The sequence below is a fragment of the Pseudomonas sp. CLCA07 genome (assembly GCF_053615335.1).
The window spans coordinates 4525196-4549662 of the sequence record NZ_CM132131.1 but is presented as its reverse complement, the minus strand read 5'-3'; the positions used below and the strand labels follow the sequence as shown (position 1 = coordinate 4549662).

Below are 24467 nucleotides of genomic sequence, written 5' to 3'. Positions count from 1 at the left end.
TTTTGCTGGTTTACGGCAAGCGGTGCTAGGCGTAATACCCAACCGTTTTCTTCAAATGATCCGAATACTCGTAGATATCGTCTATCGAATTTATCGCATGTCGGGTTTCATTCTTCTCTTCGTCAAAAATGCCGATGTACTTCTGTGAACGATTGAAGTGCAGACGGCAGATCGGTTTACGGTTGTTGTCGTCGAGCAGAATACCGAAGTAACTCTGAGTGTCGCGCTGAACAATCCGCTTTGCATCGACCACAGACCGAACCACGGCACGAACGATGTGATAACCCTCCAGTTCTTCCAATGTCGTCAGGACCTTGTCCTCTGACTCGTCCCGCACATCCACCTGCTCAGCCCCACTGGACGAAACTGGCAAAGAAGCCAACGCAGGTTGTATTGCACCGCTCATGGCGGATTTTAGTCTTTCGTTGATTTGGTCATTGAGAAATTGCACGACCGCTTTTCTTGTCAGTTCATGAAACTGCTCGCGAACCTTTTGAGTAATCACCCCGTCGTAGACACGCGAAGCGAACACTTTGACGAAGTCGTCATCGGGTTTGCTGACCTGAGCCGCAATGACCTTTTTAATTTGGCTGACGTACTTCAACTCACCTGCGGCGCTGATGATCGAATCCACATCGAAAGCTGACTTAGTGAGTTTCACCAATTCCGGGACGGAATATTCATCGATGTCCAGCAGGTCGAGTTCAAGGAACGGCTTCTCATCCATCTTGTTGGGCGCATCCAGGTCAGTGAAGAATTTGTAGACCTGACCGTTAGTAAGGATGGAGATTCGAGCACTGGTGACATGGAAATAACGAAACAACTGAGACGCGTGATTGATGTGCAGTGGCTCGCCTATTTTTTTGCACTCGATAAGGATCTGAACTTCTCCACCCTTCATGATTGCGTAATCAATTTTTTCTCCTTTTTTCGTGCCGATATCGCAAACGAATTCGGGAGTCACTTCAGTCGGATCGAAGACATCGTAGCCCAGCACTGTGCTGATAAAGGGCATGACAAAAGCGTTTTTGGTCGCTTCTTCCGTCTGAATTGCAGCGCTCTGCAAACGAACTTTGGCGGCTAGACTTGCTAACTTTTCGAAGAATTCCATGAGTGACCTCTTAGCTGGTTTCGATCCGTGTGCTTGCATGCTGGCAAATTGATTGCCCTTGATACTAGACACAAACCGGCACAAAGAAAGATTCCGATCAGGAATTGCGAAATACGGAGGTTTCTTACATCCGAATCCAGTGCAATACGGGTTTCAATGAATACGCAAAGCCCGAAAGAATTTTCATCCTGCCCGCGCTGTCACACATTCAGGCGCATCCCAATAAGGAACACGGCAATGAAATTCGCAAAAATCTCGCAGAAACTCGCCCTGTGGGCCGGCAGTCCCAAGACGTTTATGGGGGCGCTGATTCTTATTGCTCTGTGGGGCTTGAGTGGGCCGATTTTTGGTTTCAACGACACTTGGCAACTGGTGATCAACACGTCCACCACGATCATCACGTTTCTGATGGTGTTCCTGATCCAGAACACGCAGAACCGCGATACCGACATCCTGCATTTGAAAATCGATGAGTTGCTGCGGGTGAACAAGGAGGCGAAGAACGCGATGCTGGGGCTGGAGGTACTGGACCTCAAACAACTGGAAGCGCTGCGCCGGCACTATCGCGCCATGGGTGAAAAAGAGGTGCATGACCTGGCGGGGCTGGCGACATCGAGCCAGCGCAAACAGAATTTTAACGAGTGCTGAGCAAAATGAAACGGCGCGTGATGTGAGTCACGCGCCGTTTGCTTTAAATGCCACTATCGACCGGCTTGCAACGCCCTGGCCATTTGCAGATGGTTTTGCAGTTTGGGCAGGGTTTCTTCAGCGAAGGCTTTGATTTCCGGCAAGTCGCTGGTCTGCGCTTCCTGCTGGAGTTGTTCAATGGCTGCCTGGGTGGTTTTCACCTGACTCGCGGCGTAGGCCTGATCAAAGGTTGCACCGTCCATCACTTGCGGCATCAAGGCTTTGGCCTTCTCGACCACTTCCTCCCGCGGGGCTACTGGCAAATCCAGTTGTTTGGCAATTTTCGCCAGGTGCTGGTTGGCGGTAGTACGGTCATTGATGACGACGATGGTGTAGTCCTTGACCTCTTTGGATTCGGTTTTCTGGTGTGCCAGTCGACTGGCTTCAATGTCGGCCATGCTTTGGGCCGAGGCATCGTTGATGAATTCTGCGGGGGACTGGGCAAAAGCGCTGCTGGCACACAGGCTCAGTAACGTGACAAAACCTGCATGACGTATTCGGGTGGCCATCCTGTTCATGGTCGCGCCCTCCTTGTAAAAAAATTCAAACGGGAGCTTTCGCCCCCGCCTCTCAATCACCACCACTACTTGGATTTCTGACCACCTTTGCGGCCCATTTCGGGTTTCGAAGAGTCTTTATCAACAGTCGTGGTGGTAGTTTTCCCACCTTTGCGACCGGCTTCAGACGCCTTAGTTCGATCGTTGGCGAAGTTTCCCGAGTTCGAGTTTCTTGAGTTAGGCATGATTCTCTACCTCTTGGTTATGACCCAGGCGAGCAACAGCCCGCATAAAATCAGAATCGAGTGGCCCCAAAAGGTTTAGAAAAGCTGAAAACGCAGCGACGAACGGCGGCGCAGTTTCAGACTTCGAGCCGCAGATGATGCTGGCGTTTGGCGGTGTACATGGCCTCGTCGGCATACCTGAGCAACTGCTGTTCTTCGGTGCCGTGTTCGGGGAATTGAGCGACGCCGATGCTGATCTGGATGTTCAGGCTGTGCCCGTCCAGACGCAGCGGCTGCGCCAGGACCCGAAGGATTTTTTCCGACACACGGTCAGCGTCCTCCGAAGCGTGGATGCTGTGCAGCAGCACCACAAACTCGTCGCCGCCGATGCGTGCCACGGTGTCGGTTTCGCGAACACAACCCTTTAGTCGATTGGCCACCGCTTGCAACAGCATGTCGCCCACCGTATGGCCGTGGGTGTCGTTGACGTCCTTGAAACGATCGAGGTCGACGTACAACAACGCCATGCACCCGCCATCTGCCCGAGCCTGCGCCAATGAAGCCTTGAGACGATCACGCAGCAGCCCGCGATTGGGCAATTGAGTCAGCTGGTCGTACTGCGCCATTTGCTGCAGTCTGGCAAGCAATTGCTTGCGCTCGATGGCGGTCGCGACCTGAGCGCAGACGTATTGCAACAGTTCCTTGTCCTGCTCCGTATAGCGCTCGCCCCCCGGTACGCTTTTGACGATGAGCGCGCCGATGGTGCCGTTTTTCGAGTTCAGTGGCACACCCAGCCAGCAGGGCGAATTCGGGCCTTCAACCGACATCTCGAAGCCTGCGTGCGAATGGTCCTGTTCCGGGGACAGTAAAATCGGCTGACCGCTGCGGATCACTTCCGCACCCAGGCGCCCGGTCATGGTGCCAGGCTGCTCGGATTGCAGTTCTTCGTCGTCGACGTGATAAGGAAAATTCAGCTGCGCGCAGTGTTCGTCATACAGCGCCACGGAGAAATTCAGTGCGGGCAGCCATTCGCCGATGATCAAGTGAACGCGTTTGAACAGCGTCAGTAAATCTTCAGCGGCGTGGGCCGCCTCGGAGATCGCATACAACGCCGCTTGCCGGGATTCAGCCTGCTTGCGTTCGGTGATGTCCCGGGCCACGGCGATGCGCAACTGATCGACTTCCGACCAGCGTGCCGACCAGAGGATATGCACCACTTGGCCGTCCTTGCGCAGGTAGCGGTTTTCGAAGTTGAGTTTGGGCTCGCCGCCCATGATTTCCCGAGCGGCGTCGAGGGTGCGCTGGCGATCGGCAGGATGCACCAGATCGATCATCGACTGGCCGATCATCTCGTCGGGGGTGTAACCGAAAATGTGCTCGAAAGCCGCACTGACAAATACGAAGCGACCTTGCTTGTCGACCGCGCAAACGGCGTCCAGCAACAGATCGATATAGCTCGCCAGCGGCGCGGAGTTTCTGTTTGCCATGGAGCCCTGCTCTAGATTCAAGCCTTGTTCGCGACCAACCCGGGCAACGCGTGCGCCAGGGCGTTAATGGCAAAACCGATAAACATTACCCCGCACAACCGGGTGATCGCCAGTTCATGGCGCTGATACAAGGTACGAACCTGCCGCGCACCGACGATGCCGATGAGAATAGCGTAGGCGATCAGGCCACCGACGAAGCTCAGGACAATCAACCAAGGCAACATCGACCAGTGCAGCAGTTCCGCGCGACTCGACAATAGCGCCGTGAACGTGGCCACCGCCACCGGGTAAGCCTTGGGATTGGTCAGACCGAACAGAATTCCGTGCCAGAACGGCTGGCGAGCCGGGCCTTGAGGCGCCTCGGCACTGCTGCGTTTCGCCCGCACGGCGCGCAAACCGAGCCAGAACAAATAGAGACCGCTGAGCACGCCCAAGACATCGAACGCCGTGCTGCCGATTTCCCGCGCGCCGACAATCGCGATCAACGCGGTGCTGCACCAGACCACATCACCGAGCAAATGCCCGCACAAAAACCCAGCCCCTGCCCGCCGGCCGCGCGCCGCGCCAATGCCGAACACCGCCAACACACCCGGCCCCGGCGTGATGCCGTAGATGAAGCCCGAGGCGAGAACAGCCATTAGCAGCGATGGAGTCATCGGGAAATCCTTTTGAACTATTTGGTGAATGGGCGCCAGTCTATCTCAGGTCCTTGCGCCTCGACTTACTGATCGTCGAAGAACTTCATTCCCTCATAAGGCCGCTGCCGACAGGCCGCCAGTCGTGACGCCAGATCGCCGACATGGGCTTCAAGCTTGTGGCCGTCCGGGTCGAGGAAATAGAACGACGCGCCTTCGCTGCGGTTGTCGCGCCATTCTTGAACATTGGCGGATCGCAGGCGCTCGACGAGCATGGGGAAATCCGCTGCGTCTAGGCTGAAGGCGTAGTGGGTGTAGTCGGCAGCGGGCTCGGACTGGCGCAGTGGATCGAGGGAAAGGCACAGCCAGAGCCCCGGAAGCGAAAGGTAGGCGCCGGTGTCCCAAGTCGCTCCGAGGCGCAGTTGCAGGAGTTTTTGGTAGAACGTCACGCTGCGGTTCAGATCCGTGACGGCGAGGGTCAGGTGGTTGAGGCCGGTTAGCAATTTCGTTACCTCACGGGTATGTTCTGAATGGCAGTATCTGGAGCGCAATACTAATGGAAAAGGCTAAACCCAAAAATCTCAGCGAATTGCTATCGACAGGCTTGGCGCACGAGTACTCAGTGCACGAGGCCTTGATGATCGACGAAATTCAGCGAGCCCTGAGTGAAGCGGATAATGGTGATTTCGTGAGCCCAAAAGAGCTGAAAGCAGTAATTAGCAAATGGGTAACTGATATCAGCTGATAGCAGAATTTCAAAACCGTATTGCTCGTCTCAACCACAATACTGTTCGCTTGAGAACTCTAGAGTTGAGCAAAAAATCTGTGGCGAGGAAACGTGTAGGAACATCGCGATCAGCCGCGCGTTATCACGTCCTCAATCCGCCCATTCAACCAATTCAACGCCTGATCCCCGCCCCGCCGCTTGTGCCACACAAGCACAAACGTAAACGACGGAATATGAAACGGTGGCGGCACCACCACCAACGACCGCTCATCAATGTCGCGCAGTCCACGCGACGCCACAGTCAGAATCAAATCCGTGCCGCTGATGAATTCCGGCGCCACGCTCCAGTGCGGCAGGCTGATGGCGACCCGTCGGCGCTCGCGCAATGCCGTCAGCGCCCGTTCGATTTCCAGGGTGCCGCTGCCGCGCATTTCCAGCAGGACATGTGGACGGGCGAGGTAGGTTGGCAGGTCCAGCACGCCGTCAGCGGGCAGGCTGTTGCGGTCGACGAGGCAGGCGTAGTGCTCTTCGAATAGCGGGGTGCTGCGTAACTCGTTCGGCAACTCTGGAAAGACGCCCGCCGCGACGTCGATGTCGCCGTTGAGCACGCCATCAAGCATGCCTTCGCGGCTGGCGTGGCTGATTTGCAGGTCGATACCGGGCGCTTCCCGGCGCAAGGTTCGAATCAGCCCTGGCAAGACAATCGCGGCGCCGTAGTCCGACATGGCCAGGCGAAAGGTGCGCTTGGCGGTGACCGGATCGAAGGTGTTCGGCGCCAACAGCGATTGCACCTGGGCCAGCGCTTCGGCCAGCGGGGCGACGAGCTCCAATGCTCGCGGCGTGGCAACGAGACCGGCCCCCGCGCGCACCAGCAATGGATCGCCGAGCATGTCACGTAATCGCGCCAGGGCATGGCTGACCGCCGGCTGACTCAGGTGCAGGCGCTCGGCGGCGCGGGTCACGTGCTGCTCGCTGAGCAAGGCGTCGAGGATTACCAACAGGTTGAGGTCGATGCGTCGTAGATCATTCATCTGATGCATGTTCTGGATAGCAATTTGGAATTTAAATCTGCGCGACGAATACTCTAGAGTCCAGCAAAACCTGTTGGAGAACGATCATGAGTACGTTGCATTGGGCCGGGTTGTTGCTGCTGGCCGTGATTGCCGGAGCGGTGGTGCCCTTTCAAAGCGCGATCAACGCCAACCTCACGCGCGGTTTGGGCCATCCGTTGTGGGCGACGCTCGCGTCGTTGCTGGTGAGTATCGTGGTGTTGCTGCCGATTATTGTGGCGCTGCGTTTACCGTTGCCGTCGATGGGGTTTATCAGCAAGGCGCCGCTGTGGATGTGGGCCGGAGGGGCGTTTGGGGTGTGTTTTATTTCGTTGGCGCTGATGCTGCTGCCCAAGCTCGGGGCGTCGGGATTTATTGCTTTAGCGCTGGCGGGACAGGTGGTGGCGTCGTTGGTACTGGATCACTTTGGGTTGTTTGGGTTGGTGGAGCGGCAGATGACCTTGCCGCGGGTGATTGGGGCGGTTTTGTTGGTAGCCGGTGTCGCGCTTATTCAGTTCAGTGGGACGCCGGCCAAGGGATTGGTGACGGCGGGTTGAGGGGATAACTGACAGTGAGATGTTGACTGTCAGGCCGCCATCGCGAGCAGGCTCGCTCCCACCTTTGATCGGCGGCGTGGCACAGATCGAGTGTGGGAGCGAGCCTGCTCGCGATGGCGGCACATGCAGCACCGCAGATTTCAGAACTTGTCGAGTGTGCGCAGCTTCTGCGGCAACCCCCACAACAGCAGTGCAACCGCGATCAGCGCGCAGACACCGATGACATACAACGCCGGTGTGGTGCTGCCGGTCAGGTCCTTTATCCGTCCGACCATCACCGGGCTGACGATGCCGCCGAACTGACCGAGGGTGTTGATCACCGCAATCCCGCCCGCCGCCCCTGCGCCGGCACCGGCCAGCAGTTTTGGCGGCAGGGTCCAGAAGCTCGGTATCGACGCGATAATCCCGGCACCGAGCAAGCCCAGCGCAACAATCAGGAAGGTCGTGTGGTTGGCGAAGATCCCGGCGCAGAAGAAACCCACCGCGCCCACTGCCACCAGTCCTGCGACAAACTTGCGCCGCTCACCGGTCGAATCTGACAACCGCCCGATCACCACCATGCTGATTGCGCCGCAGATGTAAGGGATGGCAGTCAGCAAACCGATCATCACCGGGCTTTCAGTGCCCGCACTGCGGATCAGTTGCGGGGCCCAGAAATTCAAGCCGTAGGACGCCACTTGAATCAGGAAGTAGATCAGCCCCAGCGTCAGGAAACCCGGAATACGCAGCGCGGCGAGCAGCGAGCCGCCACTCTTGTGCGGTTCATGGTGCGCGATGCGGCTGGCCAGCAGCGTCTTCTCTGACGGCGTCAGCCAATGGGCGTCTTCGATGCGGTCCTTGAGCAACGTCAGCACCAGCAAGCCGAGGCCGATGCACGGCACGCCGCCGAGCAGGAACAGCCAGTGCCAACCGCGCATATCGAGGAAACCGTCGAGGTGTTGCAGCACCAGCCCGGAGAACGGTGCACCGACCAGACCAGCAAACGCCGACGACAAAAACAGCATGGATGTAATGCGCCCGCGATAGTGCTGCGGGAACCACAGCGTCAGGTAATACAGGACTCCCGGCGCAAAACCGGCCTCCATCGCGCCAATCACAAAGCGCAACGCGTAGAACTGCCATTCGCTGTTAACGAAGACCATGGCGGCAGTGGCGAGGCCCCAGGACATCATGATCCGGGCGATCCAGCGCCGCGCACCGACCTTGTACAGCATCATGTTGCTCGGCACTTCGAATATCACGTAACCGACCACGAACAGCCCGGCGCCGAGGCCGTAAGCGGTGTCGCTCAGGCTCAGGTCGGTTTGCAGCTGGAACTTGGCGAAGCTGATGTTGATGCGGTCGAAAAACGCGAACAGGTAGCAGACCATGATCAGCGGCATCAGGCGCCAGGCGACCTTGCTGACCAGGGCTTTTTCTTCGTCTTGGCTAACGGACGGGCTCGCACCCGCCTCCAGTACATTGAGGCTCATGATGATTCTCCAGGCGGACTTCCCTTGGGTGTCCGATTGTTTTTGTTGTCTGGTTGAGATGTGTAGGAGCCGAGCTTGCTCGCGATGACAGAGTCACATCCAACATTGATGTCGACTGAACCACCGCTATCGCGAGCAAGCTCGGCTCCTACAGGGGATTTCGGTGTGGTCAGTAAGGGCTCGGGTGCAGGTCGCAATTGCGTCCGGCCTTGGCCAGTTGACCGGGCACTTCATGGCCCAGCAGCGCGGGCAATCCTCGGGACAAGCGCAGCAGCAGCGGCAGATCGATGCCGGTGTGGATGCCGATTTCATCGCACAGGTTGACCAAGTCTTCAGTACAAATATTGCCCGAAGCACCCGGCGCGAACGGGCAACCACCGAGCCCGCCGAGCGCCGCGTCGAACCGTCGGGCTCCGGCCTCGTAGGCCGCCAGCACGTTGCACAAGCCAAGGCCGCGGGTGTTGTGGAAATGCAGGGTCAAATCCACGGGCGAAACCCGTTGCAGGACTCGACGGACCAGGCGGTCAACCTGTCGAGGATTGGCCATACCGGTGGTGTCGGCCAGGGTAATGCCTTGAATCCCGAGTTCCTGATAGGCATCGACGATTTGCAGCACGCGATCCTCATCAATCTTGCCTTCGAACGGGCAGCCAAAGGTGGTGGCGATGCTGCCGTTGAGTCGCACCTGCGTGCCCTTTACGTAGTGCACAATCTCGCCGAACGCGGCCAACGAGTCTTCGCAACGCATGCGCATGTTTGCCAGGTTGTGAGTCTGGCTGGCGGACATCACCAGGTTCAGCTCATCGGCTTGCGTCGCCAATGCCCGTTGCGCGCCCTTGAGATTGGGGATCAACGCGACGTAGATCACCCCCGGTTGCCGGGTGATGCCCTTGAACACTGACTCGCCATCGCGCAACGCCGCAATGGCTTTGGGCGACACGAACGAGCCGGCTTCGATGCGGCTGAAACCGGCCAGCGACAGCTGATCGATCAGGGCAATCTTGTCGGCGGTTTCGACCCACGTCGGCTCAATCTGCAAACCGTCGCGCGGTGAGACTTCCTGAACGATCAGGGTTTGGGAAAAGTCAGTGATCATTGCACCACCCCTTCAGTTTTCAGGCGTTCAATGTCGGAGTCCGTCAGGCCCAGCCCAGCGAGAATCCCGTCGGTGTGCTGGCCCAGGCTTGGCCCCGACCAGTTCACCCCACCGGGGGTTTCCGAAAGCTTTGGCACGATACCCGGCATCTTCACTTTGGCGCCGCCCGGCAGGTCGGCACTGAGCAACATGTCCCGCGCCTGATAATGCGGATCGGCGACGATGTCGGCCACCGAATAGATGCGCCCGGCGGGGACTTCGGCAGCTTCCAGCGCCGACAACACAGCGTCGATGGGCAGACTGCTGGTCCAGTGGGTGATCGCGGCGTCGAGCACATTACTTTTCAATGCACGGCCATCGTTATGGGCGAATTCCGCTGCATCAGCCAGATCGCGCCGACCGATGACCTCCATCAAGCGCTTGTAGATCGGGTCGCTGTTGCCGGCGATTACCACGTAAGCGCCATCGGCCGTCAGGTACGTATTGGACGGGGCGATGCCCGGCAAGGCACCGCCGCTGCGCTCACGAACATGGCCGAGCATGTCGTATTCCGGCACCAGGCTTTCCATGACATTGAATACGCTTTCGGCCAGCGACACATCGACCACTTGCCCGCCGCCCTGCCCGGTTTTGACCCGCAGCAACGACATCAAGGCGCCGATCACCGCATGCAGCGACGCGAGGGAATCGCCGAGGCTGACACCCACCCGCGCCGGCGGTGAACCGGGGGTGCCGGTGGTGTAGCGAATCCCGCCCATGGCCTCGCCGATGGCGCCGAAACCCGGGCGATCACGGTAGGGGCCGGTCTGGCCATAACCGGAAATCCGCACCAGCGTCAGGTTAGGATTGAGGGCGTGCAACACGTCCCAGCCCAAGCCCAGTTTTTCCAGCGCGCCGGGGCGCAGGTTTTCGATCAGCACGTCGGCACTGGTCGCCAGTTGCTTGACCAGTTCGATGCCTTCAGGGGATTTGAGGTTGAGCGCCAGCGACTTCTTATTGCGCGATTGCAGGTACCACCACAGCGACGTGCCTTCGTGCAGTTTTCGCCACTTGCGCAGGGGATCGCCCTGACCCATGGCTTCGATCTTGATCACCTCGGCGCCGAACTCGGCAAGCATGCGCGCGGCGAAAGGTGCGGCGATCAGCGTGCCGATCTCGATCACTTTGATGGCGCTCAGTGGGGCAGTCATCGCGGGGTACCTCTTGTTCTTGGAATATGAGCCAAGGCTAGAGGAGCGAGGGGTGAGGAATCCAACCTTCAGTTGGCAACGGGCGTTCGTGAAATGCGAACGCTTCGGAAGATTGCCGCGACCTCAGGTCCGCCATCGCGGGCAAGCCCGGCTCCTACAGTGGTTTTGTGAACACTGGAGATCCAATGTGGGAGCCGGGCTTGCCCGCGATGAGGCCGGCCCTACCAACGATAATCTCAGACCAGCCCGCGCAACTGCTCAAACAACATCCGACTCACCGGCGACAACCCCGCTTCATCCCGCACCACAATGATCAACGCCCGATCCGACCACTCATCGGTCAACGGCACCGCATGCAGCCCCAACGCCCGGCCAAACAACTCATAAGCCTTTTGCGGCAAAATCCCGATGCCCATGTTGGCCTGGACCATCCGGCACATGGCATCGAAACCCGGCACATGAATGCGCAACCGCAACACTTTGCCCGCCTGACGCGCCGCCGCATGGGTGCGCATGTTGATCGAACTGGCCGCATGCAAACCGACGTAATCACTGTCCAGCGTGTCCGCAAACGCCAGGCTCGAACGACTCGCCAACGGATGATCCGGCAGCATCAACACCACCAGCTTGTCCTGCCGGTAAAGCACGCTGTGCAACCCTTTGATGTCGCTGTCGATGGAGCAAATGCCGAGGTCCGCCACGCCGTCCAGCACCCCCTGAATCACCCCGCTGCTGGGACGTTCTTCAAGGTCGGTCTTGACCTGCGGATGACGCTCGGAAAAGTCCCGCAAGTCTTCAGGCAAAAACTGAATGATCGCCGAGAGGTTGGCGAGCATGCGCACATAGCCGCGAACGCCGTGACTGTGTTCGCCCAGTTCAAGGCCCATTTTCTCAACGTTGAACAGCATCTGCCGGGCATGGTGCAGCAAGGTTTCGCCGGCCGGCGTCAGGGTCATGCCTTTGGCCTGGCGCACGAACAGACTGATCCCCAGCGCCTCTTCCAACTCCATCAAGCGCTTGCTGGCCGCCGACACCGCGATGGCTTCACGCGCGGCGGCACGGGTCAGCGTGCCCTCTTCGTGGACGGCGACGAACAGCTGGAGGGTGATCAGGTCGAGACGGCGGATCAGGCTTTTTTGCAGCATGGAGGGCTCGATGACTTCTGTGCGGCTGAATGGGCAGGATAACCGGGTTTTGCCCCACATCCACACCGCCATCGCCCTACACATAAATCTCTTGTAACACTCAACCGAAGCGGAAACGGCCGATTCAGCGTCAACCTCGCACTCTGTAAAGTCTGGCAACACACACGGACGGCTTCACCACTCAAGGACAGACACTTCAAATGGACCAGACAACGCACGCGGCAAATACCTTCACCAACTATCGAAAACTGATCGCGCTGGCCGATCACGACTGGGAGGTCGCAGAAACCGGGAAAGTCGCGGGACTGAATGTCGACATCAGAAGCAGCAACCGCATGGTTGACCAGCACGGACGCGCGTTTCATCACTTCTGCACCACCTCATACCTGGGCCTGGATCACCATCCCGACTTGCTCGACGGCGCCATGACTACCTTGTGGGAAACCGGCACCCTGCGCGTCGCCAACTCAAAAAACCGCTGCAAACTGGCGATCCTCGAACAGTACGAAACCGAGCTGTCAGCGTTGTTCGGCGCCACCTGCCTGAGCACCTTGTCGTGCAGCGCGGCGAGTGCCGGCATCCTGCCGCTGCTGGCCAGCGGCGTGTTCACCGAAAACCGGCCGCCGGTGATGGTGTTTGACCGCTTGGCGCACTACTCGATGAATCACCTCAAAGCCGCCTGCGCCGATGAAACCAGGGTGGTGACCAGTCCGCACAACGACATGGACTTTCTGGAAACCCAGTGCCAGCAAAACACCAGGGTTGCGTATGTTGCCGACGGTGCGTACAGCATGGGCGGGGTCGCCGACATGGACAGTCTTTTGTACCTGAAGGACCGTTATGGGTTGTTTCTCTACCTCGACGACTCCCACGCGCTGTCCGCCGTTGGCACATTCGGTGCCGGCCTGGTGCGCCCCAGGTTTCAGGCCCTGGAAGATGACGGCCTGATCGTTGCCTCATTGGCCAAATCGTTTGGCGCCAGCGGCGGGCTGGTGATGCTGGGCAATGAACGGCAGAAAAAGCTGATTCAACGCTACGGCGGCCCCAGCAATTGGTCGCAAAGCCTGAACAGCGCGGCCATCGGTGCGGGCAGAGCCTCCATCCAGTTGCATCAAACGCCGGCATTTGTCGCGTTGCAGGAAAAACTTCAGGTTAATATCCGGCTCTTTGACAGCCTGATCCGAACCGCACAGCACGGCAGCAACATGGCGATTCGCTTGATCCACTGCGGTGAAGCGGTGCTGGCCAACCGCATCGCCATCGCATTGGCCAATCTCGGTTTCTTCACCTCGGCGGTGTTTTTTCCGGTGGTCGCACAAGGCAAGGCTGCTCTGAGAATCACTTTGCGGGCGGACATGGAACCGATGCTGATCCGCCACTTTTGTGAGCTTGTCACTGAGCTTTTATGCACACCCGCCGGGGTCGTCGGCGACTGAACACCAGGGAAGATGTCATGAAGAGCCGCACCACCCTCCTCGTCACTTGCAGCACGGTTTTTCTCGCTCAACTGGGTATGAGCATTTACCTGCCGGCTCTGCCGGAAATGGCTCGGCATTTGTCAGCCGACGCCTCGCAGGTGTCCTGGGGGTTGGCGGTGTACTTGATCGGGATGGCGCTGCCGATGTTGTTCTGGGGCAGCCTTGGTCAGCGCATTGGTCGCAAGCCGGTATTGCTCGCGGCGCTGGGCATTTATGGGCTGGGCAACCTTGCACTACCGCTGGGCCAGACACTTGAATCGTTCCTGATGATTCGACTGATTCAAGGCATCGGTGCCAGCGGAATTTCGGTGATGGCCCGGGTGCTGATCCGCGACAGCTTCCGCGGCGATCTGCTGGCGAAGGCGTTGTCGTGGATTTCGATTTCATTTGTGGTGGCGCTGGGAATCGGCCAGTACTTGGGGTCAGTTATTCAGGTGGCGCTGGGCTGGTCAGCGATCTTCTATCTGTTAGGGGGCGCGAGCCTGCTGATGGCGACGGTTGTGGCGCGGGTCCCGTTTGCGCTGCTGACCGAGGACAATGTGCAGTCGTCCGCATGGCCGAGTTACGGGCGCATTCTGCGCGATCGTGCCTTCCTGCTGCCGGCCCTCACCGGCGGCCTCGGTTATGGGGTGATCGTCGCCTTCAACACCGCCGCGCCGTTGATTCTGCAAGGTCCGTTCAATTGGTCGGCTGTGGAATACGGGCTGCTGGGCTGGCCGATCAGTGCGGCATATTTTTTGGGGGCGTTGGGGGTCAATGGCTTGGTACTGCGCACCGGTCAGCGCCGATTGATGACGGCCGGCGTCGGACTGGTACTGGCCGGCAGCGCGGTGATGTTACTGGGCAGCGTCGCTGGCACAGCCATTGCGCTGCTGTTCTGGTTGCCCTATTGCGTGGCGGTGTTCGGGCAATCGCTGACCTACCCGATCAGCCTGTCGCTGGCTAACGACGGCTCACCGGTCGGCGGCGCTTATGCGATGGCCCTGAGCGGCTTTATTCATCAACTGATGGCTGCCGTGATTGGCGCGATTGCCAGCCTGATTGCCAGTCCGCAGGCGTGGCCGCTGTCGCTGTTGTGCACGTTGCTGGCGGTGGGCGCGATGCTCTGCGTAATGCTCGCGCCGGGTCGCCAACCTACATGTTGATCTGACTCGACGCCCGGCCGTGATAAAGTCGCCGCCCATTAGCCCCTTTGCTTCGAGACGACCACCGCAATGACCGATTTCCAGGATGTTGATGCCCAACTTGAAGACTGGAACGCCTTGCGCGCCACCGCCTCGTTCAGCGGCTTGCTGGTAGGCAACGGCGCCAGCCGCGCCGTGTGGGACGATTTTGGTTACGACTCGCTGTTCGAGAATGCGCGCACCGTCGAAGAAAAACCGCTGAGCCAATCCGAGCTGAGCGTGTTCGAGGCGATGCAGACGCGCAGTTTCGAACAAGTCCTGAGCGCGCTGAAAACCACCAGCCGGGTCAACAAGGCGTTGGCTGTCAGCTCCGCCGCACCGCGCAATCGTTATTACGCGATCAAGGAAGCGCTGATCAACACCGTGCACGCCGTGCATATTCCATGGCGGCTGGTGGTGTCTTCGACGTTGGCGACCATCAGCCAGGAACTGGGTAACTATCGGACGGTGTTTACCACCAACTATGACTTGCTCAATTACTGGTCCATCCAGCATCAGCCAGACGCGATCACCGACCTGTTCCAGGGCACCGAGCCGGGCTTTGACCTGAGCGCCACGGCGACCGAGAAAACCCGTTTGTTGTACCTGCACGGTGGTTTGCATCTGGTGCGAAATCAGGACGGTACGGCGCGCAAACTGATGTCGACCGAGGGCACGTTGCTCGGCAGTTTCGCGATCAACAATACGATCAAGACGCTGGATGACGTGCCGCTGTTTGTGAACGAAGGGCCGGCGCAGGACAAGCTCAAGACGATTCGCAGCTCGGATTATCTGTCGTTTTGTTATGACCAGTTATTGGGGCATGGCGACGGGTTGTGTGTCTTTGGTCATGCGTTGGGCGAGCAGGACAGCCATATCGTTCATGCGCTGCGCCAGGCGAAACCCACGGTGGTGGCGATCTCGATTTATCCGCGCAGCAAAGCGTTTATTCAGCATCAGAAGCGACATTACGCGAAGGTGTTTGAAGGGACGGGATCGCAATTGCGGTTTTTTGATTCGAAGACGCATGTGCTGGGTAGTCCTAAGCTGACTGTTCCAGTCGAGGTTTAGGGGCGACCCGGCTGGCCTCTTCGCGAGCAGGCTCGCTCCCACCTTTATCGCGTTCCCGCAGGACAAATGCGGTCGAAAGTGGGAGCTGTGGTTTGGTTTAGAGCACCGGCAAGGTCTTGTCCTTGATTACCGTGGTCGGCCCGTTGGCCTTGACACTGGCGATGCCTTTTTCCCGTGCGGCATCGGAGGAATAGGCTTCGCTGCTGCCGATGATTTCGTGGTTGGCGGCTTTGAGGTTGAAGTAAGGATGGCCATCCTTGGTGGTCTTTTTCTCGTAGCGTTCATCCAGCGGACTGTTCTTTTGCACCGAGGCAATGCCGTTGTCGGCCGCGCTGCGGGTGGTGTAATGCTCGCTGGACAGAATGGTTTCGGCATTGGCCGCCTTCAAGACAAACCGAAACTGGCCGCTGCTGGTTTTGCTCACTTCGTACCATCCGGACATGCTCTTTCTCCTTGGCAATTGAGAGGCTTCGCGCTTCAGAGTAAAGACCAGCCTGCTGATTCTGTCGCCTGTACCGGCCCCTTCGCGAGCAGGCTCGCTCCCACATTGAAATACGGTCTAATGTGGGAGCGAGCCTGCTCGCGAAGGGGGCAACCCGGTATTCGCTACTTCACCACCGCCCGAACCACCGACAACTCCGGCGCAACTACCCGCCGCTGACTCACATAGCGCATACAACTCACCCGCAAAAACGACGCAAAATTCACCACTTCCCCGCGATAATCCATCACCTCCTCATAGAGCTTGGCGATCAGCTGATTAGTGGTCATACCGTCGACTTCGGCGATTTCGCTGAGGATGTCCCAAAACTGATTCTCCAGCCGCAGGGTGGTGACCACCCCGCAGATGCGTAGCGAGCGGGAGCGCGATTCGTAGAGGATCGGATCGGCCTTGACGTAGAGCTCGCACATGGACAAGTCCCTCGTTACAGCGTGATTTTGGTACCCAGCAACCCGAGGAAACCGGCGAGCCAGCTGGGGTGCGCCGGCCAGGCCGGGGCGGTGGCCAGATTGCCTTGAACATGGCCCTGCGTCACCGGGATGTCGATGAACGTACCGCCGGCCAGTCGCACTTCCGGGGCACAGGCCGGGTAAGCGCTGCACTCGCGCCCTTCGAGAACGCCGGCCGCCGCCAGCAATTGCGCGCCATGGCACACGGCAGCAATCGGCTTGCCGGCCTTGTCGAAGGCGCGTACCAAATCCAAAACTTTTTCATTCAGGCGCAGGTATTCCGGCGCACGGCCGCCGGGGATCAGCAGCGCGTCGTAGTCGGCTTCAGCGACTTTGGCGAAGTCGAAGTTCAGGGCGAACAAGTGGCCGGGCTTTTCACTGTAGGTCTGGTCGCCTTCAAAATCGTGGATGGCCGTGCGCACGGTCTGGCCCGCGGTTTTGTCCGGGCAAACGGCGTGGACGGTGTGGCCAACCATCAGCAGTGCCTGGAACGGCACCATCACTTCGTAGTCTTCGACGTAATCGCCGACCAGCATCAGGATTTTTTTAGCAGCCATGGGGAGGACTCCTCTGGGGGGACATTCGCAGGAGTATTCAAGGTAGTCCTTATCCGCGGGGTCGGGTAATAGCCAGCTACTACCGCGTTATCGTTCATCGCGAGCAGGCTCGCTCCCACAGGGAATTTGTGAACGCCATAGATCCAATGTGGGAGCGAGCCTGCTCGCGAAGGGGTCCTCAAACTGTACGGATAACTCTGCGCCTAGCTGTAACAGCTCAGCCAGCGCGGTTTGTGGCTAGATGAAGACTCTTCCCCCACTCTGAATTCTGGTTGCCATCATGTCCTCGCGCGAAAACACCGGCATGGCCCTCGGCCTGCTCGGTGTTGTGATCTTCAGCCTCACCCTGCCCTTCACACGGATCGTCGTGCAGGAATTGCATCCGCTGCTCAATGGCCTCGGCCGGGCTCTGTTTGCAGCGGTGCCAGCAGCGATGCTGTTGCTGTGGTGTCGGGAGAAATGGCCGACCTGGAAACAGGTCAAAGGCCTGACCCTGGTGATCGCCGGAGTCATTCTGGGTTTTCCGGTGTTGTCGGCCTGGGCCATGCAAACCTTGCCGGCGTCCCATGGTGCCTTGGTCAATGGTCTGCAACCGCTGTGCGTGGCGCTGTACGCCGCGTGGTTGTCCCATGAACGACCGTCAAAAGCCTTCTGGGCCTGCGCCGCGCTGGGCAGTGCGCTGGTGCTCGGTTATGCGCTGATCAGCGGTGCGGGCAGCATTCAGGCCGGTGATTTGCTGATGCTCGGGGCGATTGCGGTGGGTGGTTTGGGTTACGCCGAGGGCGGACGCCTGGCCAAGGAGATGGGCGGCTGGCAGGTGATCTGCTGGGCACTGGTGCTGTCGACGCCACTGTTGATCGGGCCGGTGGTGTACCTGGCGCTGCAACATCAGGGCGAGATTTCGGCCAAGACCTGGTGGGCGTTTGGTTACGTTTCGCTGTTTTCGCAATTCATCGGCTTCTTCGCCTGGTACGCAGGGCTGGCCATGGGGGGGATTGCTCGGGTCAGCCAGATTCAGCTCCTGCAGATCTTCTTCACCATCGCCTTCTCGGCGCTGTTCTTCGGCGAACACATCGAGCCGATCACCTGGCTGTTTGCTGCCGGGGTGATTGTGACGGTGATGCTGGGGCGCAAGACCGCGGTTAAACCCGCACGCATTGCCACCGCCTGAACTGTAGGAGCCCGGCTTGCCGGCGATGGCGTACTCGAAATCGCCATCGCCATCGCCATCGCCGGCAAGCCGGGCTCCTACAGTGTTTAGAGGTAGCCGTCAGCTCGGAGCAGGGTTTCGAGACAGTGTTCGCTGATGTGGTAGAAATCCTTCAGCTCCTGAATCTTCACCAACAGCTGGGCCGGGTCCACCGGCTCGGCGCGTTTGACCGCCAGGATCATCTTGTTCTTGTTGGTGTGGTCCAGTGAAATGAACTCGAACACCTTGGTTTCATAACCGCAGGCTTCGAGGAACAACGCGCGCAAACTGTCGGTGACCATTTCTGCTTGCTGACCCAGATGCAGACCGTATTGCAGCATCGGCTTGAGCAGTGCCGGACTCTGGATTTGCAGGCGGATCTGTTTGTGGCAGCACGGCGAACACATGATGATCGAGGCGCCGGAACGGATGCCGGTGTGGATCGCGTAGTCGGTGGCGATGTCGCAGGCATGCAGCGCGATCATCACGTCCAGTTCGCTCGGCGCCACGCTGCGCACGTCACCGCACTTGAACACCAGCCCCGGGTGCTCAAGCTTCGCGGCGGCGGCGTTGCACAGGTTGACCATTTCTTCGCGCAACTCAACGCCCGTCACCACGCCTTCGGCGTTCAAGGTGTTGCGCAGGTAGTCATGGATGGCGAACGTCAGGTAGCCCTTGCCTGAACCGAAATCCGCCACCTGCACCGGCTTGTCCAGCGCCAGCGGTGAGGTGGTCAGCGCATGGCTGAAGACTTCGATGAACTTGTTGATCTGCTTCCACTTGCGCGACATCGCCGGGATCAGCTCGTGCTTGCTATTGGTCACGCCGAGGTCGGCGAGGAACGGCCGGCTCAGGTCGAGGAAGCGGTTTTTCTCGCGGTTGTGCTCGGCGGACGGCACTTCACGCAATTGCTGGGGTTTGCTCTTGAACAGCGAAGACTTGCCCTTTTTGCTGTATTCAAGCTGGGCTTCGTCGGTCAATGACAGTAAATGCGCATTTTTGAACGAGACTGGCAGCAACGCAGCGATGGTCGCGACGCCCACTTCAAGCGGCAAGTTTTTGGTGATGTCGCGGGTTTTGTAGCGGTAGACGAAGGACAGGCAAGGCTGATCCTTGACCGTCAGCTGCTTGATGATCAGGCGCTGCAAATCCACTTCAGTGCCGACGTACTTGGCCAGCACCAGCTTAATAAAGGCGTTGGCGTCGAGGCTGGTTTGCAGCAGGTCGATGAACTGGGCGTGGTGATCCGGCGCGAGGCTGGCGGGAGTAACGGTGACAGACATGGAAAAAACGGCCTCGGGCGGTGCGGATCGGGAATGGCGGGTATTTTAGGGGGGATGGCCGTTCGGGACACGCAGTTATTTACCGAACGGTGCAATCTGTAGCAGCTGGCGCAGCCTGCGTCCGGCTGCGCAGCAGTCGTAAAACCGGCATGCTTGGTTTACCTGAAAGACCGCAGCGCCTGAATTCACGACTGCTACGCAGCCGAACGCAGGCTTCGCCAGCTGCTACAGGGAATGAGTTGCGGCTTAGCCCAACACCACCAACCGGTTCGGCAACTCATTCCTCTCCTGCGTTACCGGCACATGCACTTTGAGCAACTCGCCACATGCCTCGATGCAGGTCACGAACCCTTGCAACGTCTGTCCCTGCTTCACCTGCTGGGTAAACGCCGCAACTATCGCGTCCCAGTTCTTGTTGTCCAGCCGTCTGGAAATCCCTTCATCCACCAGGATCTCCACATAGCGCTCCGCCTCGCAGACAAAAATCAGCATCCCGGTGCTGCCGACCGTGTGGTGCAGGTTCTGCTCCAGAAATTGCCGGCGCGCCAGGTTCGAGGCGCGCCAATGCCGCACCGAGCGCGGGACCAGGTGCGTGGTGACTTTGGGAAGGCGGAACACCAGGCACAGCACGATAAAGGTAATCCATTGCACCAGCAGCAAACTGTGCAGGGTCAGCCAGCCGGTCAGGTAATGCACGATCCCCGGCACCATCAGCGCCAGCAGGCTGGCCCACAGTAGCGGGATGTACGCATAGTCGTCGGCGCGGGCGGCAAGCACAGTCACCAGTTCGGCGTCGGTGTCGCGTTCGACCCGGGCAATCGCCTCGGCGACTTTGCGTTGTTCGTGTTCAGTCAGTAACGCCATGTTTAAAAGTGCCTGCTCATTATTGTTATCACCAGCCGCCCGACGAACCGCCGCCCCCGAAACTGCCCCCGCCGCCGCTGAAGCCCCCGCCTCCACCGCCACCACCAAAACCACCGTTCGAACCACCCGACCCTCCTCGGCCGGCAGGCAGAATCCCGAACATCTGCAAAACAAAAAACGTCAGGATGAACAGCATCACCAGAAACACAAAAATGCCGGGATGGCGCGCAACGAAGTCGCTGTTTTCATCACCTCGCGGTTCATAGACCGTCGACGGCTCATCCAGCGAACTGCCACCCAACACCACCAGCATCGCCGCAACCCCGTCGCTGATGCCTTTACTGAAGTTGCCGGTCTTGAACGCGGGGGTGATCACCTGATTGATGATCACCGAACTTTGCGCGTCGGTCAGACGGTCTTCGAGGCCATACCCGACTTCGATGCGCAATTTACGCTCATCACGCGCGACGATCAGCAGCGCGCCATTGTTTTTGTCTTTCTGCCCAATACCCCAGGCGCGCCCCAGTTGGTAGCCAAAATCCGCGATATCGGTGCCTTGCAAGTCCGGCAGGGTGACCACCACCAACTGCTCGCCGGTGGCGGTTTCATGGGCCTGAAGCTGCTGGGTCAGCTGCTCGCGCACCGACGGCTCGATCATCTGGGCGTTATCGACCACCCGCCCGGTCAGTGACGGAAACTTCAACTCGGCCTGCGCCGTCAGGGCACACACCCAGAGCACCAGCATCAGGCCCACTTTCAACACACGCATTGGCAATCTCATCCGTGGTAATGCTTCAGCCGATCAAAATTTCACTTCGGGCGCCTTATCGGCATCCGGCGTGGTCGCCTCGAAGGTTTCGCGGATCGGCAAATCGCTGTACATCACCGTGTGCCACAGGCGACCGGGAAAGGTGCGGATTTCGGTGTTGTATTTCTGCACCGCAAGGATGAAGTCACGACGGGCCACGGCGATGCGGTTCTCGGTGCCTTCAAGTTGCGACTGCAATGCGAGGAAGTTCTGGTTGGCCTTGAGGTCCGGATAACGCTCGGACACCACCATCAAACGACTCAAGGCACCGGTCAGTTGATCCTGGGCCTGCTGGAACTGTTTGAGTTTTTCCGGGTTATCCAGCGTCTTGGCGTCCACTTGAATGGACGTCGCCTTGGCCCGTGCTTCGATCACTGCAGTCAGGGTTTCTTCTTCATGCCTGGCGTAGCCTTTGACGGTTTCCACCAGATTGGGGATCAAATCGGCGCGGCGCTGATACTGGTTTTGCACCTGGCCCCACGCGGCTTTGGCCTGCTCGTCGAGGGTCGGAATCGTGTTGATGCCACAGCCCGCGAGCACGGTGGTCAGCAACATCAAGGCTGCAACCTGCAGGCTAGACCGATAGTGGTGTCTTGCATTCATCTGGGTCACTCCCTGGCACATTCCATTGAAAAACAACCTGTACCCTTCTGACCGGGCACTTGGGGCATAATCTGCCGCCGCCACTGGATTGCATCGAGCCAATGGGCTAAAAGATGCCCCCAGCGCAAAACACTGCGCAAGTGTGCATGCATTTACCTGAACAACAATAGTCGCTCCCTAACTTTTGGCTGACCGGCGCGTATTCACGGCCGTTTAGGCTTTTGAGAAAACCATTCATGAAGAAGCTGTGTTTGTTGGGCCTGTTCGTCAGCCTGGCCAGTCATAACGTATTGGCCGCCACGACGCCCGCACCTCTAGAGAACAAGGACGCCTTCATCAACAATTTGATGAAGCAGATGACCCTCGATGAAAAGATCGGCCAGTTGCGCCTGATCAGCATCGGCCCGGAAATGCCACGCGAGCTGATCCGCAAGGAAATCGCAGCCGGCAACATCGGCGGCACGTTCAATTCGATCACCCGCCCGGAAAACCGTCCGATGCAGGACGCGGCCATGCGCAGCCGGTTGAAGATCCCGATGTTCTTCGCCTACGACGTGATCCACGGCCACCGCACCATTTTCCCGATCCCGCTGGCCCTGGCCTCGAGCTGGGACATGGACGCCATTGGCCTGTCCGGGCGCATCGCCGCCAAGGAAGCCTCATCGGACGGCGTCGACCTCACCTTCGCGCCGATGGTCGACATCTCACGCGACCCGCGTTGGGGCCGTACTTCCGAAGGCTTCGGTGAAGACACCTACCTGGTGTCGCGCATTGCCGGCGTCATGGTCAAAGCCTTCCAGGGCACCGGTGCCAACGCGGCCGACAGCATCATGTCCAGCGTCAAACACTTTGCCTTGTATGGCGCGGTCGAGGGCGGTCGCGACTACAACATCGTCGACATGAGCCCGGTCAAGATGTACCAGGATTACCTGCCGCCATACCGCGCCGCGATTGACGCCGGCGCTGGCGGGGTGATGGTTGCGCTGAACTCGATCAACGGCGTGCCGGCCACGGCCAACACCTGGCTGATGAAAGACCTGTTGCGCAAGGAATGGGGCTTCAAAGGCCTGGCCGTCAGCGACCACGGGGCGATTTTCGAGCTAATCAATCACGGCGTTGCCCGTGACGGTCGCGAAGCCGCGAAGCTGGCGATCAAGGCCGGCATCGACATGAGCATGAACGACACCTTGTACAGCAAAGAGCTGCCGGGGCTGTTGAAAGCGGGCGAGATCGAGCAAAGCGACATCGACAATGCCGTGCGTGAAGTGCTGGCGGCCAAGTACGACATGGGTCTGTTCAAGGACCCGTACCTGCGCATCGGCAAGGCCGAGGATGATCCGGCCGACACCAATGCCGACAGCCGCCTGCACCGCGCCGAGGCCCGCGATGTCGCGCGCCGCAGCATGGTGTTGCTGAAGAACCAGAACGAAACCTTGCCGTTGAAGAAAACCGCGAAAATCGCTTTGGTGGGGCCGCTGGCCAAGGCACCGATCGACATGATGGGCAGTTGGGCCGCCAACGGTCGCCCTGCGCAATCAGTCACGCTGTTCGACGGCATGACCGCTGCACTGGGTTCGCAATCGGCGCTGATCTACGCCCGTGGTGCCAACATCACCAGCGACAAGAAGATGCTCGATTACCTGAACTTCCTCAACTTCGACGCCCTGGAAGTGGTGGATGATCCGCGTCCGGCCAACGTGTTGATCGACGAAGCGGTGAAAGCGGCCAAGGACGCTGACATAGTGGTGGCAGCGGTTGGCGAGTCCCGTGGCATGTCGCACGAATCGTCGAGCCGCACGGACATCAACATTCCGCAAAACCAGCGTGAACTGATCCGTGCCCTGAAAGCCACCGGCAAGCCACTGGTGCTGGTGTTGATGAACGGCCGTCCGCTGTCGATTCTCGAAGAGAAAGAACAGGCTGACGCGATTCTGGAAACCTGGTTCACCGGCACCGAAGGCGGCAACGCCATCGCCGACGTGCTGTTCGGCGACTACAACCCGTCGGGCAAACTTCCGATCACCATCCCGCGCTCGGTGGGTCAGATTCCGACCTACTACAACCACCTGAGCATTGGCCGGCCGTTCACTCCGGGCAAACCGGGCAACTACACCTCGCAGTATCTCGATGACACCACCGGTCCCCTGTTCCCGTTCGGCTTCGGTCTGAGCTACACCGACTTCAGCCTGAGCGGCATGGCCCTGTCGTCGACCACGCTGAACAAGACCGGCAAGCTCGACGCTAGCGTCACGGTGAAAAACACCGGCAAGCGTGACGGTGAAACCGTGGTGCAGTTGTACATTCAGGACGTGACCGGTTCGATGATCCGACCGCTCAAAGAACTGAAGAACTTCCAGAAAGTCATGCTCAAGGCTGGCGAACAGAAAGTCGTGCACTTCACCATCACCGAAGACGATCTGAAGTTCTACAACACCCAGCTCAAGTACGCTGCTGAGCCGGGCAAGTTCAACGTGCAGATCGGCCTCGACTCCGAGGACGTGACACAGCAGAGCTTTGAATTGCTCTAATCCACCAGGCAACACATAACCACTGTAGGAGCCGAGCTTGCTCCGGGCGGCGTTCCGACGATGAGGCAATAACATCCAACACCAATGTTGACTGT

Annotated in this window: 26 protein-coding genes; 8 read left to right on the top strand and 18 right to left on the bottom strand. The window is 59.0% G+C overall.

The features are described from left to right. Nucleotides 1–25: 25 nt before the first annotated feature. A complete protein-coding gene (locus ACWGZX_RS20895; RefSeq protein ID WP_452625256.1) occupies nt 26–1111 on the bottom strand; it encodes a type I restriction endonuclease in 1086 nt (361 codons plus the stop codon). A gap of 237 nt (nt 1112–1348) precedes the next feature. Between ACWGZX_RS20895 and ACWGZX_RS20890 the strand changes: the two genes are divergently transcribed. Then, nucleotides 1349–1759 carry a low affinity iron permease family protein gene (locus tag ACWGZX_RS20890; RefSeq protein WP_452625255.1) on the top strand — a complete coding sequence of 137 codons (411 nt, stop codon included), beginning with the start codon at nt 1349–1351 and terminating at the stop codon, nt 1757–1759. Nucleotides 1760–1812: 53 nt separating this feature from the next. On the opposite strand, the gene ACWGZX_RS20885 is transcribed toward ACWGZX_RS20890, so the two are convergent. The 5 genes from ACWGZX_RS20885 to fos form a co-directional block, all read right to left on the bottom strand. Further along, complete coding sequence (locus tag ACWGZX_RS20885; RefSeq protein WP_452625254.1) at nt 1813–2316, bottom strand: DUF4142 domain-containing protein; 504 nt, start codon at nt 2314–2316, stop codon at nt 1813–1815. A 65-nt stretch (nt 2317–2381) separates the two neighbouring features. Next, nucleotides 2382–2540, bottom strand: a complete 159-nt coding sequence (locus ACWGZX_RS20880) for a KGG domain-containing protein (protein WP_007947610.1) — start codon at nt 2538–2540, stop codon at nt 2382–2384. A gap of 116 nt (nt 2541–2656) precedes the next feature. Beyond that, nucleotides 2657–4006 carry a diguanylate cyclase domain-containing protein gene (locus ACWGZX_RS20875; RefSeq protein WP_452625253.1) on the bottom strand — a complete coding sequence of 450 codons (1350 nt, stop codon included), beginning with the start codon at nt 4004–4006 and terminating at the stop codon, nt 2657–2659. 17 nt (nt 4007–4023) lie between these two features. After that, the gene (locus ACWGZX_RS20870) at nt 4024–4662 is read right to left on the bottom strand and encodes a LysE family translocator (protein WP_452625252.1); all 639 of its coding nucleotides are present in this window, start codon (nt 4660–4662) and stop codon (nt 4024–4026) included. 65 nt (nt 4663–4727) lie between these two features. Then, nucleotides 4728–5144 carry a fosfomycin resistance glutathione transferase gene (fos, locus tag ACWGZX_RS20865; RefSeq protein WP_452625251.1) on the bottom strand — a complete coding sequence of 139 codons (417 nt, stop codon included), beginning with the start codon at nt 5142–5144 and terminating at the stop codon, nt 4728–4730. A 53-nt stretch (nt 5145–5197) separates the two neighbouring features. Here fos and ACWGZX_RS20860 point away from each other — a divergent pair, with 53 nt between their 5' ends. Next, nucleotides 5198–5386, top strand: coding sequence for a hypothetical protein (locus ACWGZX_RS20860; RefSeq protein WP_452625250.1), 189 nt, complete (start codon nt 5198–5200; stop codon nt 5384–5386). A 110-nt stretch (nt 5387–5496) separates the two neighbouring features. Here ACWGZX_RS20860 and ACWGZX_RS20855 read toward each other — a convergent pair whose 3' ends face one another. Then, the gene (locus ACWGZX_RS20855; protein ID WP_452625249.1) at nt 5497–6408 is read right to left on the bottom strand and encodes a LysR substrate-binding domain-containing protein; all 912 of its coding nucleotides are present in this window, start codon (nt 6406–6408) and stop codon (nt 5497–5499) included. Between the two features lie 77 nt (nt 6409–6485). Here ACWGZX_RS20855 and ACWGZX_RS20850 point away from each other — a divergent pair, with 77 nt between their 5' ends. Next, the gene (locus tag ACWGZX_RS20850; RefSeq protein ID WP_452625248.1) at nt 6486–6974 is read left to right on the top strand and encodes a DMT family transporter; all 489 of its coding nucleotides are present in this window, start codon (nt 6486–6488) and stop codon (nt 6972–6974) included. A 140-nt stretch (nt 6975–7114) separates the two neighbouring features. On the opposite strand, the gene ACWGZX_RS20845 is transcribed toward ACWGZX_RS20850, so the two are convergent. From ACWGZX_RS20845 to ACWGZX_RS20830, 4 genes are all read right to left on the bottom strand, one after another. Next, a complete protein-coding gene (locus ACWGZX_RS20845; protein ID WP_452625247.1) occupies nt 7115–8446 on the bottom strand; it encodes an MFS transporter in 1332 nt (443 codons plus the stop codon). A 169-nt stretch (nt 8447–8615) separates the two neighbouring features. Next, a complete protein-coding gene (locus ACWGZX_RS20840) occupies nt 8616–9542 on the bottom strand; it encodes a hydroxymethylglutaryl-CoA lyase (RefSeq protein ID WP_452625246.1) in 927 nt (308 codons plus the stop codon). Further along, entirely contained in the window at nt 9539–10732 is a 1194-nt protein-coding gene (locus ACWGZX_RS20835; protein WP_452625245.1) for a CaiB/BaiF CoA transferase family protein, read from the bottom strand. The genes ACWGZX_RS20840 and ACWGZX_RS20835 overlap by 4 nt, the downstream gene beginning before the upstream one ends. Before the next feature lie 236 nt (nt 10733–10968). Next, nucleotides 10969–11877, bottom strand: coding sequence for a LysR family transcriptional regulator (locus tag ACWGZX_RS20830; RefSeq protein WP_452625244.1), 909 nt, complete (start codon nt 11875–11877; stop codon nt 10969–10971). A gap of 200 nt (nt 11878–12077) precedes the next feature. On the opposite strand from ACWGZX_RS20830, the gene ACWGZX_RS20825 reads away from it, so the two are divergent. The 3 genes from ACWGZX_RS20825 to ACWGZX_RS20815 all read left to right on the top strand — a co-directional run bounded on the left by ACWGZX_RS20825 (nt 12078) and on the right by ACWGZX_RS20815 (nt 15589). Continuing rightward, nucleotides 12078–13313, top strand: coding sequence for an aminotransferase class I/II-fold pyridoxal phosphate-dependent enzyme (locus tag ACWGZX_RS20825; protein WP_452625243.1), 1236 nt, complete (start codon nt 12078–12080; stop codon nt 13311–13313). 17 nt (nt 13314–13330) lie between these two features. Beyond that, entirely contained in the window at nt 13331–14500 is a 1170-nt protein-coding gene (locus ACWGZX_RS20820; RefSeq protein WP_452625242.1) for a multidrug effflux MFS transporter, read from the top strand. A gap of 69 nt (nt 14501–14569) precedes the next feature. After that, a complete protein-coding gene (locus ACWGZX_RS20815; protein ID WP_452625241.1) occupies nt 14570–15589 on the top strand; it encodes a DUF4917 family protein in 1020 nt (339 codons plus the stop codon). Nucleotides 15590–15686: 97 nt separating this feature from the next. On the opposite strand, the gene ACWGZX_RS20810 is transcribed toward ACWGZX_RS20815, so the two are convergent. The 3 genes from ACWGZX_RS20810 to ACWGZX_RS20800 all read right to left on the bottom strand — a co-directional run bounded on the left by ACWGZX_RS20810 (nt 15687) and on the right by ACWGZX_RS20800 (nt 17097). Further along, the gene (locus ACWGZX_RS20810) at nt 15687–16031 is read right to left on the bottom strand and encodes a YegP family protein (RefSeq protein WP_452625240.1); all 345 of its coding nucleotides are present in this window, start codon (nt 16029–16031) and stop codon (nt 15687–15689) included. A 164-nt stretch (nt 16032–16195) separates the two neighbouring features. Next, on the bottom strand, nt 16196–16501 hold the full coding sequence (locus tag ACWGZX_RS20805) for a ribbon-helix-helix domain-containing protein (RefSeq protein WP_452625239.1): 306 nt from the start codon (nt 16499–16501) through the stop codon (nt 16196–16198). A 14-nt stretch (nt 16502–16515) separates the two neighbouring features. Continuing rightward, nucleotides 16516–17097, bottom strand: a complete 582-nt coding sequence (locus ACWGZX_RS20800) for a DJ-1/PfpI family protein (protein WP_452625238.1) — start codon at nt 17095–17097, stop codon at nt 16516–16518. A 280-nt stretch (nt 17098–17377) separates the two neighbouring features. On the opposite strand from ACWGZX_RS20800, the gene ACWGZX_RS20795 reads away from it, so the two are divergent. Next, nucleotides 17378–18268 carry a DMT family transporter gene (locus ACWGZX_RS20795; RefSeq protein WP_452625237.1) on the top strand — a complete coding sequence of 297 codons (891 nt, stop codon included), beginning with the start codon at nt 17378–17380 and terminating at the stop codon, nt 18266–18268. 86 nt (nt 18269–18354) lie between these two features. Here the strand turns inward: ACWGZX_RS20795 and ACWGZX_RS20790 are convergent, their stop codons facing one another. The 4 genes from ACWGZX_RS20790 to ACWGZX_RS20775 all read right to left on the bottom strand — a co-directional run bounded on the left by ACWGZX_RS20790 (nt 18355) and on the right by ACWGZX_RS20775 (nt 21844). Further along, the gene (locus ACWGZX_RS20790; RefSeq protein WP_452625236.1) at nt 18355–19569 is read right to left on the bottom strand and encodes a class I SAM-dependent methyltransferase; all 1215 of its coding nucleotides are present in this window, start codon (nt 19567–19569) and stop codon (nt 18355–18357) included. A gap of 246 nt (nt 19570–19815) precedes the next feature. Next, nucleotides 19816–20433 (bottom strand): TPM domain-containing protein, encoded by a 618-nt coding sequence (locus ACWGZX_RS20785; RefSeq protein ID WP_223511439.1) that lies wholly within the window; start codon nt 20431–20433, stop codon nt 19816–19818. Between the two features lie 28 nt (nt 20434–20461). Next, nucleotides 20462–21202 carry a TPM domain-containing protein gene (locus ACWGZX_RS20780; protein ID WP_452625235.1) on the bottom strand — a complete coding sequence of 247 codons (741 nt, stop codon included), beginning with the start codon at nt 21200–21202 and terminating at the stop codon, nt 20462–20464. A gap of 33 nt (nt 21203–21235) precedes the next feature. Beyond that, nucleotides 21236–21844, bottom strand: a complete 609-nt coding sequence (locus ACWGZX_RS20775) for a LemA family protein (RefSeq protein ID WP_452625234.1) — start codon at nt 21842–21844, stop codon at nt 21236–21238. Between the two features lie 236 nt (nt 21845–22080). On the opposite strand from ACWGZX_RS20775, the gene bglX reads away from it, so the two are divergent. Then, complete coding sequence (bglX, locus tag ACWGZX_RS20770) at nt 22081–24372, top strand: beta-glucosidase BglX (protein ID WP_452625233.1); 2292 nt, start codon at nt 22081–22083, stop codon at nt 24370–24372. The last annotated feature ends 95 nt before the right edge of the window (nt 24373–24467 follow it).

Excerpts from the sequence above, each read along its gene's own strand:
- ACWGZX_RS20895 (WP_452625256.1), bottom strand. The coding sequence starts at position 1,111 with ATGGAATTCTTCGAAAAGTTAGCAAGTCTAGCCGCCAAAGTTCGTTTG.
- ACWGZX_RS20890 (WP_452625255.1), top strand. The coding sequence starts at position 1,349 with ATGAAATTCGCAAAAATCTCGCAGAAACTCGCCCTGTGGGCCGGCAGT.
- ACWGZX_RS20885 (WP_452625254.1), bottom strand. The coding sequence starts at position 2,316 with ATGAACAGGATGGCCACCCGAATACGTCATGCAGGTTTTGTCACGTTA.
- ACWGZX_RS20880 (WP_007947610.1), bottom strand. The coding sequence starts at position 2,540 with ATGCCTAACTCAAGAAACTCGAACTCGGGAAACTTCGCCAACGATCGA.
- ACWGZX_RS20875 (WP_452625253.1), bottom strand. The coding sequence starts at position 4,006 with ATGGCAAACAGAAACTCCGCGCCGCTGGCGAGCTATATCGATCTGTTG.
- ACWGZX_RS20870 (WP_452625252.1), bottom strand. The coding sequence starts at position 4,662 with ATGACTCCATCGCTGCTAATGGCTGTTCTCGCCTCGGGCTTCATCTAC.
- ACWGZX_RS20860 (WP_452625250.1), top strand. The coding sequence starts at position 5,198 with ATGGAAAAGGCTAAACCCAAAAATCTCAGCGAATTGCTATCGACAGGC.
- ACWGZX_RS20855 (WP_452625249.1), bottom strand. The coding sequence starts at position 6,408 with ATGCATCAGATGAATGATCTACGACGCATCGACCTCAACCTGTTGGTA.
- ACWGZX_RS20850 (WP_452625248.1), top strand. The coding sequence starts at position 6,486 with ATGAGTACGTTGCATTGGGCCGGGTTGTTGCTGCTGGCCGTGATTGCC.
- ACWGZX_RS20845 (WP_452625247.1), bottom strand. The coding sequence starts at position 8,446 with ATGAGCCTCAATGTACTGGAGGCGGGTGCGAGCCCGTCCGTTAGCCAA.
- ACWGZX_RS20840 (WP_452625246.1), bottom strand. The coding sequence starts at position 9,542 with ATGATCACTGACTTTTCCCAAACCCTGATCGTTCAGGAAGTCTCACCG.
- ACWGZX_RS20835 (WP_452625245.1), bottom strand. The coding sequence starts at position 10,732 with ATGACTGCCCCACTGAGCGCCATCAAAGTGATCGAGATCGGCACGCTG.
- ACWGZX_RS20830 (WP_452625244.1), bottom strand. The coding sequence starts at position 11,877 with ATGCTGCAAAAAAGCCTGATCCGCCGTCTCGACCTGATCACCCTCCAG.
- ACWGZX_RS20825 (WP_452625243.1), top strand. The coding sequence starts at position 12,078 with ATGGACCAGACAACGCACGCGGCAAATACCTTCACCAACTATCGAAAA.
- ACWGZX_RS20820 (WP_452625242.1), top strand. The coding sequence starts at position 13,331 with ATGAAGAGCCGCACCACCCTCCTCGTCACTTGCAGCACGGTTTTTCTC.
- ACWGZX_RS20815 (WP_452625241.1), top strand. The coding sequence starts at position 14,570 with ATGACCGATTTCCAGGATGTTGATGCCCAACTTGAAGACTGGAACGCC.
- ACWGZX_RS20810 (WP_452625240.1), bottom strand. The coding sequence starts at position 16,031 with ATGTCCGGATGGTACGAAGTGAGCAAAACCAGCAGCGGCCAGTTTCGG.
- ACWGZX_RS20805 (WP_452625239.1), bottom strand. The coding sequence starts at position 16,501 with ATGTGCGAGCTCTACGTCAAGGCCGATCCGATCCTCTACGAATCGCGC.
- ACWGZX_RS20800 (WP_452625238.1), bottom strand. The coding sequence starts at position 17,097 with ATGGCTGCTAAAAAAATCCTGATGCTGGTCGGCGATTACGTCGAAGAC.
- ACWGZX_RS20795 (WP_452625237.1), top strand. The coding sequence starts at position 17,378 with ATGTCCTCGCGCGAAAACACCGGCATGGCCCTCGGCCTGCTCGGTGTT.
- ACWGZX_RS20790 (WP_452625236.1), bottom strand. The coding sequence starts at position 19,569 with ATGTCTGTCACCGTTACTCCCGCCAGCCTCGCGCCGGATCACCACGCC.
- ACWGZX_RS20785 (WP_223511439.1), bottom strand. The coding sequence starts at position 20,433 with ATGGCGTTACTGACTGAACACGAACAACGCAAAGTCGCCGAGGCGATT.
- ACWGZX_RS20780 (WP_452625235.1), bottom strand. The coding sequence starts at position 21,202 with ATGCGTGTGTTGAAAGTGGGCCTGATGCTGGTGCTCTGGGTGTGTGCC.
- ACWGZX_RS20775 (WP_452625234.1), bottom strand. The coding sequence starts at position 21,844 with ATGAATGCAAGACACCACTATCGGTCTAGCCTGCAGGTTGCAGCCTTG.
- bglX (WP_452625233.1), top strand. The coding sequence starts at position 22,081 with ATGAAGAAGCTGTGTTTGTTGGGCCTGTTCGTCAGCCTGGCCAGTCAT.